This window comes from Agromyces sp. P2_B3 (assembly GCF_056404815.1).
In genome coordinates this window covers 1-11,383 of the sequence record NZ_JBFUDH010000030.1, presented here as the reverse complement: position 1 = coordinate 11,383, position 11,383 = coordinate 1, and the positions used below count along the sequence as shown (strand labels likewise).

Annotated in this window: 10 protein-coding genes and 3 pseudogenes; 7 read left to right on the top strand and 6 right to left on the bottom strand. The window is 65.7% G+C overall.

Going from position 1 to position 11,383, the window contains the following annotated elements; all coding sequences use genetic code 11:
* The 3 genes from AC1DZA_RS19745 to AC1DZA_RS19735 form a co-directional block, all read left to right on the top strand.
* The coding region (locus AC1DZA_RS19745) for an ATP-binding protein (RefSeq protein ID WP_476774038.1) at positions 1-171 on the top strand (171 nt) is incomplete at its 5' end.
* A gap of 243 nt (positions 172-414) precedes the next feature.
* Entirely contained in the window at positions 415-861 is a 447-nt protein-coding gene (locus tag AC1DZA_RS19740) for a DUF6993 domain-containing protein (protein WP_476774037.1), read from the top strand.
* A 309-nt stretch (positions 862-1,170) separates the two neighbouring features.
* The gene (locus AC1DZA_RS19735) at positions 1,171-1,701 is read left to right on the top strand and encodes a hypothetical protein (protein WP_476774036.1); all 531 of its coding nucleotides are present in this window, start codon (positions 1,171-1,173) and stop codon (positions 1,699-1,701) included.
* A 26-nt stretch (positions 1,702-1,727) separates the two neighbouring features.
* Here the strand turns inward: AC1DZA_RS19735 and AC1DZA_RS19730 are convergent, their stop codons facing one another.
* Complete coding sequence (locus AC1DZA_RS19730) at positions 1,728-2,078, bottom strand: transposase (RefSeq protein WP_476774035.1); 351 nt, start codon at positions 2,076-2,078, stop codon at positions 1,728-1,730.
* A gap of 220 nt (positions 2,079-2,298) precedes the next feature.
* Between AC1DZA_RS19730 and AC1DZA_RS19725 the strand changes: the two are divergent.
* A pseudogene (locus tag AC1DZA_RS19725) lies at positions 2,299-2,704 on the top strand (ATP-binding protein); the annotation flags it as partial.
* Positions 2,705-3,505: 801 nt separating this feature from the next.
* Here AC1DZA_RS19725 and AC1DZA_RS19720 read toward each other — a convergent pair.
* Both AC1DZA_RS19720 and AC1DZA_RS19715 read right to left on the bottom strand, forming a co-directional pair.
* A complete protein-coding gene (locus tag AC1DZA_RS19720; RefSeq protein WP_476774034.1) occupies positions 3,506-4,711 on the bottom strand; it encodes a sensor histidine kinase in 1,206 nt (401 codons plus the stop codon).
* Positions 4,708-5,373 (bottom strand): response regulator transcription factor, encoded by a 666-nt coding sequence (locus AC1DZA_RS19715; protein WP_476774033.1) that lies wholly within the window; start codon positions 5,371-5,373, stop codon positions 4,708-4,710. Before AC1DZA_RS19715 ends, AC1DZA_RS19720 begins: the two co-directional genes overlap by 4 nt.
* Before the next feature lie 153 nt (positions 5,374-5,526).
* Between AC1DZA_RS19715 and AC1DZA_RS19710 the strand changes: the two genes are divergently transcribed.
* Positions 5,527-5,919, top strand: a complete 393-nt coding sequence (locus AC1DZA_RS19710; RefSeq protein ID WP_476774032.1) for a hypothetical protein — start codon at positions 5,527-5,529, stop codon at positions 5,917-5,919.
* 226 nt (positions 5,920-6,145) lie between these two features.
* Entirely contained in the window at positions 6,146-6,376 is a 231-nt protein-coding gene (locus tag AC1DZA_RS19705; protein ID WP_476774031.1) for a hypothetical protein, read from the top strand.
* A 129-nt stretch (positions 6,377-6,505) separates the two neighbouring features.
* On the opposite strand, the gene AC1DZA_RS19700 is transcribed toward AC1DZA_RS19705, so the two are convergent.
* Positions 6,506-6,661: a hypothetical protein gene (locus AC1DZA_RS19700; RefSeq protein ID WP_476774030.1), complete on the bottom strand. Its 156-nt coding sequence runs from the start codon at positions 6,659-6,661 to the stop codon at positions 6,506-6,508.
* Between the two features lie 1,076 nt (positions 6,662-7,737).
* On the opposite strand from AC1DZA_RS19700, the pseudogene AC1DZA_RS19695 reads away from it, so the two are divergent.
* Positions 7,738-8,837, top strand: a pseudogene (locus AC1DZA_RS19695) (Mu transposase domain-containing protein).
* Positions 8,838-8,878: 41 nt separating this feature from the next.
* Here the strand turns inward: AC1DZA_RS19695 and AC1DZA_RS19690 are convergent.
* Both AC1DZA_RS19690 and istA read right to left on the bottom strand, forming a co-directional pair.
* Positions 8,879-9,349 (bottom strand): annotated as a pseudogene (locus AC1DZA_RS19690) (ATP-binding protein); the annotation flags it as partial.
* Positions 9,350-9,441: 92 nt separating this feature from the next.
* Positions 9,442-10,971 (bottom strand): IS21 family transposase, encoded by a 1,530-nt coding sequence (istA, locus tag AC1DZA_RS19685; protein WP_476774029.1) that lies wholly within the window; start codon positions 10,969-10,971, stop codon positions 9,442-9,444.
* Positions 10,972-11,383: the final 412 nt, after the last annotated feature.

The window sequence follows — 11,383 nt, the reverse complement described above, 5'->3', positions numbered from 1 at the left end:
TCGAACCTGCCGTTTGGGAGATGGGGTGAGACCTTCAGCGACGACGTCGTGGCCGCAGCGATGATTGACCGGCTCGTCCACCACGCCGAGGTCCTCACCCTGTCAGGCGATTCCTACCGCACCCGGCAACGCCGCGACCTCATCAACAAGAACCGCGCCGACCGCGACTAACAACCCAGAGGGGGTCAACTTTCGCTCGGCGCCAGGGGGTCAGACTTCACTCGGCATTGACAGCCGCAGCCTCGGCTGTCACAGGCAAGGCTGGCAAGGTCATCGGAGACCACGATGAGCGGGGTGCGCAGGAGCTGCCGATGCCGGAGCTGTTTCTGCATGTGATGAGGTTCCCGCCGTACGTCGAAGTTCGATGAGTGGCCGGTTCATCGCAACGGGAGGGGTGCAGATGCTGGGAATCCGATGTTGCATGGTCATGTGGGGTGGCACCCGGGTTGTGGAGGGTGCGTGGGGTGGGCGCCGAGCACCGTCTTGGCCACAGGCCCGCCTCGGGCGGCCGCGAGCGCAGACCCATCCGCGGTTCCGCTGGCGTACGACCCTGCTGGGTCTGCGGACGCGAACCGGGCCTGGTGCGACCAGCAGACGGGGCCACTCACCGCTGGTGATCTGCCGGCCCCGGACACGGTCGCGCAGACGCAGACTGGTGCGGGGTTGGATCCGCTCACGATCGAGGTGAGCTCACCGGCCACGTCGACAGGGTCTCTGGCTGATGCGGTGTTCTGGGCGGTGCAGGTGAACGAGGAATGCCTGATCGGCCAATACTCCAAACGCACTACGCTCGGCCCGTCGCGGGCGTACACGAGCATGGTGGCGTCACACCTCTCTGACGACCCCTGCCTGATCGGCTGAACATCAACACGAGGACAACCGACGTCGGATCCCATCGGCGGACCTCGCCGACGTCAGCGTGGTGGAAGTGAATCCGTGTGCCTACGGCGGTTGTGGATTCCGGCTGCACAGTCTGGCGCCGCATTGAGCAACCGGCGGCGGACGGGCCGATCAACCTCAGGGGACACCACAATCATTTCCATGCCGGAGCCAGAAAACTTCTTGTCCTCGCTGACTCGCGCCTGCATTACCCCTCCTAAGGGGGCCTACATGTACAGAGGGCCTGAAAATGCCAGAGGCTGATATGTAAGCAGCAGCTAACTTGGAAGAATGAAAATCGTTGAACTGATCGCGCAGAGTGTCGTCGAAATCCATGCGCGTGCACAGCGCTTCGATGATCTAGGCGACGAGCCGCTTGCAGGCGAGTATGCAGAAATCCTTCAGGACCGAGTCCGTACGGCCCTGATGCTGAATGATCTTCTGGTTAGGCGTGGCTGGACCCCCGACGAGAGGGTGGCGGCTGAGTGGAGTTCTTTCGGCTGGAGGTGGGAGCCGTCGAGCGCACCCGTGGAGTGGGCGTGCCGGCATTGTGGGACGCGCGGACCTGTGTCTGAGGTCACGCGCGTGGCGGTGATCTTCGAACTCGATGGTTCGCCTATCGAGGAAGAACAGCAGCGCATGGTCTACGTGGAGCTGGTAGGTGGCTGCAGTCGCGAGCGACTCGTCATGGTCGACGGCCAGTTCGAAATGCTCCCCCCCGGCCGCGAGTGTCCCGGGAGGCGGCCAGACATGACCATCACCCTGGCCATCTTCACCGTCAGCGTGGAGAAGTTCGAGGCATATCGGGTTCCGGCGGTATAGCTGCCACCTCCACGGTCTTCTGCCCGTTATCCGCCGCAAGTCGCGAGTTCTGCTTGGGCTGCCCTGTTGAGGCGGCGGTAGATCTGTCGGGCGAGACCACCCGAGGCGGTGGCGGATCTCCCTGGTGGTCTTTCCTTCGGTGGCTCGCCGTTCGACGTTCTCACGCGTGGCGGGGTCATGGACCATCGCGTGAGGGTGGCGATGTGCAGGGCCTGGTTGAGGCGTCGGTCGCCGCCGCGGTTGAGCCTGCGGCGCACAGTGTTCCCCGACGATGCGGGGATCGGGCTTGACTCCGGCGAGGCTGGCGAATGCGGCCTCCGAGCGGAGCCTGCCGTGTTGCGGGCACGCCGGCTCAGCTGCCGGGAGGCCTGCACCATCGCTTTCATTGTCGCGGTGTTCGCCGTAAGTTCCGCATCTAGCGCGACAAGTCGCTTGGAAAGTCGGACGGCCTCGGCACGAGCGATCGTGACGGCAATCGGCTCGTCACGGACCCGCCAACGCGCGGCCTAACGAACCCGCTGCTTGCTTAGCGCCCGGCGCGCGTCGATACTCAGGTCGGTCACCCCAACAAGTGCGGTCAGCGCGTTTGATGGTTGCGGGATCGGGAGAACCCACCTGGCCATCGGGCTCGACGTGAAAGCCGCATACGCCGGCTACTCCGTCCTGTTTGAGACGGCGAACAACTGGATCGCCCGATTGGCGGCCGCCCACCACCCCGGACAATTCCAGACCGAGCTGAAGAAGGTCCGCCGCCACAAGCTCATCGTCATCGTCATCGACGAGGTCGGCTACATCTCGTTCGACCAAGATGCCGCGAACCTATTCTGCCAACTCGTGGCATCGCGATACGAACAGGGCTCGATCATGGTCACATCGAACCTGCCATTCGGGCGGTGGGGCGAGACGTTCATACGACGTCGTAGCCGCGGCGATGATCGATCGTCTCGTCCACCACGCCGAAGTCCTCACCCTGACCGGCGACTCCTACCGCACCCGCCAACGCCGCGAGCAGTTTGAAGTACTCATCCTCCAGCGCGAGCCTGCGCTTGGGTCCCGGTCGTCCCATATCCATCCAACCTTTCTACCCGAAGTGTTGCGACGAATACTCGAACCCAAGCGCGAAACCGGCATCAAACTAAGTCGTCGTTGACACCTCGGAACGGGGTCGTAACGTGACCCCACGTCCGGGTTCAGCGTGGCGGTCACGGCGGCGCTGGTCAGCCCCGATCACGTCGCCCAAGCGCTCGCCCCTGAACCCCGAGGTGCGTGGCGGGCGCGGCCCCGGACGGGGGCTGACGGTAGTCGCCGAAGCGGGTCTACGCTTCGCGGTGAGCAGGCACAGGGGCTATAGGGGGCCGCCTGCTCCCGCACCCGCCCAAGGGACTCCACCCTTCGGGCAGGAGAGGGCGGGTGCGGTCTCCGGGTGGTAGTAGGGCCCACCGCCACTGCGGTGTGCCGTGAGCGGCTTCGCTCCTAGCCCCGCCGGCTGCACGCGATCAGGTGGTTTTCCGTCCCTGTTCGGGTGTAACGGTTCACGCCCCGATGCACGCGGCAACGACATCCTTCGGGCTGGCCCGCACGCAGGCTGGAGAACCGCGACACACGTGGGTGGCGCTGCCTGACTTTGTCAACGTAGGTGGCCCCGGTGTGACGGGGCGGCTTCTAAGAGTCGTCGCAACACCTGAGTGGTGTCGGGGTGCCCGGGATACGACGGGGGTGGGGGAGTCGGGGTGAGTCCGCCCCCCACGCACGCGAAAACGTCTTCTGGCTCTCCTCCGCAGCGTCCTCGGCGGCAGCGGGAGCGTCAGGACGCCTCAGTTCTGGGGTTGAGGGTTTTGCGGACTGTGATGGTGGTCGTGAGGCCTCCGCCGGCGTTTGGGCGGAGGCGGAGATGGCCGCCGTGGGCGGCGGCGATGCTGGCTACGATGGCGAGCCCGAGGCCGTGGCCCGCGCCGGGCGTGATAGTGCGGGCGGCGCCGCGGACGAATGGTTCGGTGAGGGATTCGCTGGTGCCGGGTGGGACGGTGGCGCCGGTGTTGCTGATGGTGATCTTGGTGCAGTCCTGGTTTGATGCGGTGCTGATATCAATGGTTCCGCTGGGGTGATTGTGGCGAACGGCGTTCTGCATGAGGTTTGTCAGGGCTTGCCGGAGCAGGCGTCGGTCGCCGTGAACGCTGGTGTCGGGGTGGCTGCGGTCGGTGATCGTGATATTGCGGGCATTGGCTTCGGGGGTGACAGCGTGGATCGCGTCGAGAATCAACTCGTATACGTCGATGTCGTGATTCGGGATGGGGTGTTGTCCGATTTCGGCGAGGTCGAGCAGGGCAGTCACGGTGTCGCTGTTGCGCCGGTTCACCGTGCGGATGCGCTGGGCAAGTTCGCGAAGAACGGGGGTGCTAGCGGTGGGGTCGGCTAGGGTCACATCGATCATGGTCTGAATGGTGGTCAGCGGGGTGTGGAGTTCGTGGGAGGCGTTCGCGGCGAAGCGTTTGTGGGTGTTGAAGGACTGGTCCAAGCCGGCGAGCATGTGGTTGAAGGTATCGGCGAGGTCGCGGATCTCGTCGTGGGGGCCGGCCAAGTGCACCCGGTGGTCGAGGGCACCGGTCGCGGCGAGGGTCGCGGCGTGGTTGACCGCTTTTAGGGGGCGCAGGACCCGGCCGGCGACGAGCCAGCCGACGATGGTACTCACYCCGGCGACGAACAGGAGGACGATGAGGGAGGTGGCCAGGAGCTGGTTGAGGAACTCGGATGCGCTGGTCACGGTGGCTCCGGAGGTGGCGAGGTCGGCCGGGACGGTTGCGTTCTGTTCCGGCAGCGGGGTCGGACGTGCACCTGTGTCATGCGGCAGGTCGCTGCTGCTAATGGTGGTGGAGCTGTACTGCGGGACGAGGCCCATGTAGGCCCAGACCGTGACGATCAGGATGGTCCCGCTCGCGGTGACCAGGGCGCCGTAGGTGAGGGTTAACCGCCACCGGATCGTCAACCGCGACTTGGCTCGCGCATGAGTCATTGGGGTGGTCCGAATCGGTAGCCGGCCCCGACGTGGGTGTGGATGACCCAGGGTTCGCCGAGGCGTTTGCGGAGGGTGGAGATGGTGACCCGGATGGTGTTCGTGAACGGGTCCGCGTTCTCGTCCCAAGCTTTCTCGAGGAGCGTCTCGGCACTGACCACCCCGCCGTCGGCGTTCATGAGGACCTCGAGGACGGCGAGCTCCTTCCGGGACAAGCGGATGAGTCGACCATCGCGGTACACCTCCCGCCGGAACGGGTCCAGACGGACCCCCGAGCCCTCCAATATAGGAGAACGGGCGGTGTGGTTTCGGCGGGCGAGGGCACGCAGACGCATCACAAGCTCGGCAAACTCGAACGGTTTGACTAAGTAGTCGTCCGTCCCCATCTCAAACCCGGTGACCTTGTCACCGAGCGTCCGCGCCGCAGTTAGCATCAGCACCCGCACGTCAGGATGTTTTTGGATGATGTGTGCACAGACCTGGTCGCCGTGTACTCCGGGGATGTCGCGGTCCAAGACAACGATGTCGTAGTCGTGTATGGCGAGATGCTCGATCGCGTTGGCGCCGTCGCCGACACAGTCGCCAGCGATACCAGCCCGGCGGAGCCCGGCGTGGATGGCATCAGCCAAGTAGGGTTCGTCTTCCACGATCAGTACACGCACAATCGCTCCTAAGCTCAACCCCATCCGACCACACCGGGTCTTAAGAGAACTTAAAGACTTCTCTTGACGCTCTCGCAATACCTGCCCCGGTGGGATGGAGGTACGTAGGAAGCCAAATCCCGGCTGCTGCGCACGAAGAGAAATGAGTACCAGATGAAGCACAAGCGTTCCATCATCGCCGGTGTCGCGACCGTCCTCGGGATCGGTTCCGCAGCGACCCTCGGAATTACCACAGCGAACGCGGCCATCACCGCTAGTACACCTGAGGTCACGAGGACCGCGACCGTTTCCGTAGACGAGGACGGCAACCTCACCCGCTCCGGAGACCTGTCCGACGAGGCTGGCCTCGGGTTCGACGCAGCAACCCCTGTGAAAATCGACCGGCACCTCGCCGAGAACCAGGATGCCGGGAACAGCTTCACCATCGACCAAAACGGCAACATCCACGAAGGCGAAGGCGAAGGCGAAGGCGAAGGTGACATGCCCGACTTCGAGGGCCGCATCGCCGCTGGCCAGGCAACGGCCAAGGCCAACGCTGGCAAGTAGGCCCGGTGTGGTTGGCCAGCGGAGTATCTGGCCAAATACACCTCTATCGCCTCAGGCGAAACACCTGTCGACTCGGACAGGCCCCCGCTGACACCTGGGTGGCGGCAGGATGCCGGTCTCGCTACTGTGCGGGTGGCTCCGCACCCGCCAGTCTCTCGTTGGACCAATCTGCTGGCGGGTGCGGCCCTGCTCAACTGCCAGGGTGATGCGATTGGGGTCGCGTAGCGTGGCGGGTATCGACAAGCCTCACGCGGTTGAGTACGACGGCCGCCAGTACAAGTTCACCTCGGCCGAGCAGGCCACCGCGGCGGTCGACGCGGTCCTTGACGGGGCGCCGGAGGAGGCTGGCCGGCCGGTGTGGTTCGATGTCGTGAACGCCGGGCACACCCCGGTGCGGTTGGTATGGACTCCCGGGGTGCCGCTCACCTTCATCGGCCAGTACCCGGCGGACGAGTAGCCGCTGTCGCGATGTGTTGGAAGGTCCCGGCTCCGAGGAGTCGGGACCGTTCGGTTTTGGTGGACGTAGTTGGCGGCGGCCGAGCCGGCCGCGCCCATGCGCCTGGCGCGGCTCGGTGGGGTCCGGGAGTTAGCCCATGTTGATGCAGTGCTTGCATCGCGGGTAGCCGCCGGTGCCGGCTGCGCGGTCGCGTGGTGGGATCTGTTGTCCGCTTGGGCAGTCGTCGTGGTTGTGGAACACGTCGGGATCGGTGGTGTTCGTCGAGTGGTACGCGGCTACCTTCATGGTCGGCCCCCTGTCGTTGCCCGGGCTGCGCGGATATCGCGCCCGATGTCGCGAGCGTAGCGAAGGCTCAGAAGGATTCGGCATACCCAGTTCGGGACCGCCAGGTCCGTCGAGCATGTCGACGGTGCACTCGTGATCGCACTGGAACAGCCCGGTCGCGTCACCGGCTTTCCGGGCCCGGCCCCTGATATTTAGACGAACAGGACGACAGAAGGGGTGAGCTGGGAAAACAGCTCACCCCTTCTGCGATTCTGGGCTCGCGCGGACGTCAAGCTACGGACGGATGACGAGCGGACAACCGACGTGAATTGGGTGGTGAGTGAGATCACCACGCGGCAACAGACGATTCAGGGCTGGACGAGACGAGGGACATTCGAGGCTGAGGGCTGACGCACGCATCTGGTCCACGAACGTCGCGATCACGGTTGCAGGAGTCGCGTTCCCCKATGCTCCTATGTCAGCGGTGAGCCGGTGGGGCCGGTCGGTGGCAGAGATCGGGGCGGCGGTGGCGTGCTCGTCGGTTCGGAGCGCGGCGAAGACGACGCTGACAGGCGGAGCAGCCGGAGCGCGGCGACCTTGTCCTTACCACGCGCGAACTGCGTGTCGAACGAACCGCCATAGCCCGGTTCCGGCACGGTTGAACCGGACCTTGGCCTAGATGAGCCGGACCAGACGGATACTGGTGCGATACCGGTGAGCCGGGCGAAGGCTGTCATAGCCACGAAGGCGCTCTTGGCACGGAACCGGTGCATCCTGTCGTCGGTCACGTAATTCCCCTAGCTGTGTGGTGAGTTCGTCACGGAACTTCTCTACCTGTGCGCCACGGAATTCGCCTAGGGGATGACGGCGAATCCGGGTGTCCTCCGGTGAGTCTTGTTCTGGGCTGTGTGCCGGGAACGAGGCGCGAATTTGGCTCGGAGGAATGTGAGCATGGTCGATTTGGTGGAGCAGTTCCTGCATTGCGGCGCGGGGCGGTCACAGTACGACTGTCCGCGTCGATGGCGGTGTCGACGACGGGTAAAAACTAGACCGGAAGCGGCGGGCTAATTTGGTGCATCCTCCGATAATTCTGGAGGGTGATTTCCTTGGAAGACTGGGCCGAGATTCGTCGGCTGTACCGGGTCGAGCGGCTCTCGATGACCGAGATCGCCACCCATCTCGGGATTGGACGGAACACCGTTTCGCGGGCGCTCGCGCCGGATCGGCCACCGAAGTACGAGCGTCCGAAACGCGGCTCGAAGGTAGACGCGTTCGAGCTGCAGATCCGGGCGATCCTCCCTGAGTTCCCGCGGATGAAGACGACCGTGATCGCCGAGCGGCTCGAGTTCCCGCACTCGCTCTCGATCTTGACGGATCGACTACGGCAGATCCGGCCGGAGTAGGTCGGGATCGATCCGGGGGACAGCACGGTGTACAAGCCCGGTGAGATCACGCAAATGCGACCTCTGGTTCCCCGGCGTTTCGATCCCAGTCGGGCACGGACACTCCGAATCGATGGTGCCGGTGCCGGTGCCGGTGCTGGTGATGACGAACACGTACTCGAGGTTCCAGTCCGCGATCATGCTCCCGTCGCGGCAGGGCGGTGATCTGACCGCGGGGATGTGGTCGCCAATCGATGCCATCGGGCGGGCGCCGAAGACGCTGCGGTGGGATCGGGAGTCCGCGATCGGCGGACGCGGGGAGGTCAGCGTGATCGCGGCCGCGTTCGCTGGGACCCTCGCGACCCGGTTCCGGTTGGCGCCGCCGCGGGATCCGGAGTACAAGGGCATGGTCGAGCGGAACAACGACTACCTCGAGGGCTCGTTCCTGCCCGGACGCCGGTTCGCTTCGCCAGCGGACTTCACAGAGCAGATGCAGACCTGGCTGACGCGCGAACCAGCGGCACGTGCGCTCACTCGGCGGCAGGCCGGTCGATTTCCTCGGGGAGGACTACGACCACATGACTCCGCTCCCGCTGACCGCGCCGGCCATCGGACTCAAGCACCGGATCCGGCTGGCGCGTGACTACTACATCGGGATCGGGTCGAACGACTATCCCGTCGACCCGCGCGTGATCGGCAACCACGTCGACGTCACCGCGTCGCTGACGAAAGTCACAGCCCGGTGCGACGTCGACGTCGTCACTGAGCATGAACGCTGCTGGGCGTCGCACCAGGTCAGTGCTCGTTTCTCGTAGGCGGCGTCGACGAGGCGGTAGAATCCTTCGGCGGCGTCTGGCGATACTGGGAGTAGGCCGATGTCGTCCACGATGATCAGGTCGCTGCGCACGACCCTGGTCAGGGCGCGGGCGATGGAGTCGTCARCGCGGTGCTTGCGGACCAGCGCGCCGAGGTCCTCGATCCCGAACCAGGCCACGATCATGCCGGCCTCGACCGCGGCGTGCCCGAGCGCTTCGCAGAAGTGCGACTTCCCGGTCCCTGAGGGGCCGTAGATCGCGAGGTTCTCACGCCGGCGGACCCACTCGAGGGTCTTCAGGGCTTCCTGGGTCGGGCGCGGGATCAGGGACAGCTCCTCGTCCCAGTCGCCGAACGTCTTCCCTGCGGGGAACCCGGCGGACTTGCGGCGGGTGAGGAGGTTGGCGCGGTCACGTCCGGCGACTTCCTCGGCGAGCAGGACCCGCACGACCTCGGCCGGGTCCCAGCGTTGCGCTTTCGCGGTGGGGATCAGGTCCGTGAGCGCTTTGCGCATGTGGGGCAGCTTGAGCCGCTTGGTCAGTTCCAGTGCTTCATTCAGCGGGTCGCCGTGGGCGCGGGTGACCACACCCGGGATCGTCGCGATGGTCATTGTTCGTCCTCCGTCGTCAGGTCTGTCATATCGGGTGTCGCCTCGTCCAAGCGCGCCCAGCCGGCCGTGCCCGGCTGCAGCGAATGCGCCTCGGAAGCGCGGGAGGGCTCCACATCGGCAAGCCCGGCCTGGTAGTCGAGGATCGAGATCAGGTCCTTGTCCGAGAACCTGCCCGTCACCGCAGCCGTGCCCAGCGCCCGGTCGACTTGGTCGGCGCCGTAGAGCTTGGCGAACGCGACGGCCTCGGCCATCTTCGGACGCATCCGTCTMGCGCCGGCAGCGGCAGCCTCGACCAACCATGACTTGGCCCCGGCGCCGAGCATCAAGAACGCGGCCTCTTCCGGGGTGGTGGCCTTGGGCTGGCGGTCCGCCGTCTCGTCCGGACGGGCCGGGTAGTGCGTGTCGTCCAGGACCGGACTCCCGGGGCGCCCTGTTGCATGCCGTGCGACTTCGCGGGCCGCGCCGTGCGCGGCGACAGCGGTCACGACGACCTCGTCGCCGGCCTCGCGCACCCAGACCCTGGTGTTCGCCAGCTCGTGCGGGACCGAGTACCGCACCCCGTTCATCGCGATCGTCGCGTCCCAGTTCACCCGGCGGGTCGTGCCGAACACGACCGTGAATGGCGCCTTCGGGAGCAGGTGCAGCCGCTCCCGCTCCGTCGCGAGCATCACCGCCGGCGCCTGCCTGGTCTCCCGGTGGGTGCGGGCGTTGACCTCGTCGCAGAAGTCATGACACGCCTTCTCCAACTGCCCGAACGTACGGTATTCCTCGAGCAGGTTCACCGCCGTCGGCACCAGGTCCGCTTTCGCGATCCGCACCGTGGCCTCCGACCCGCCCTTGGACTGCGGATCCGCAGGAACACACGTACGCACCGTCATCCCGTAGTGCCTACCCATCTCCACGATCTGCGGATTCCGCACCGCGACCCGAGCGATGTGATCCGATGTCACGGTCCGCTCGTTATCGGTCAACGCGAACGCCGGGACCCCGCCCAGCCTGCGCAGCGTCGCATCCATGCACGCCACGACCGTCGGCAGCGTCTTGTCCCAGATCGGGATCACGACCCGAAACCGCGACCACGCCAACCACGCGCACCACAGCAACGTCTGGCGCCCACGGATCGTCGGGCCCTGCCCGTAGTCCCACTGCAACCACAGCCCGGGCTCGACCACCCACGGACGGAACACCCGCCGCCGACCCGCCGCGAACTGCGCCTTCGCTTCCGCGCCCGTGCGCCTCGTGGTGCGTTCCCCACCGCTGAACCCCATCGCGACCAGCCGCTCGTGGACCACATCCGCGCGGATCCGCCCGGCGGACCGCTCAACAAGCTCCTCGATCTTCGGCAAGAACACGTCGATCGGCCGAGCCCGCCGGCCCTGCTCCCGAGCAGGAGCGCCAGCAGCCCGCAACTTCACATACCTGGCCACCGTGTGATGGTCACAACCCGCGAGCTCAGCCGCAGCGCGGTAGCTCCCGGTGAGGTCATACGCCTCAAGAATCTCCATGATCTCCTCATCAGTCTTCACCCCGCGATCATCAACACGACCGCGGAACTATGCCCGTAACCCGGGCCGACCAACCGGCCATCCACGGGGAGAAGAACTGGCCACCAGCGGGGAACTAACCGGCCGCCGCCGGGGAGAAACTCATGGCCGCTGACAGCCACGACCATGAAGGTCGGGCAATCTGAAGCGCCCCGGGTTCTCTGCCCTCTTTTCTGAGCGACACGAGAGGATGGCAAGGTGCCACGCAAGATTGACCACGAAGTTCGTTCCAGGGCTGTGCGGATGGTGACACAGCACCGTTCGGAGTACTCGTCAGAGACCGCCGTCAGAGCCCAGGTCGCCGAGTCGCTCGGGGTCTCGCAGGAGTCCGTGCGCCGGTGGGTGCAGCAGTTCGAGATCGACACCGGCGTCGTCGCGGGGGTCTCGTCCGAGG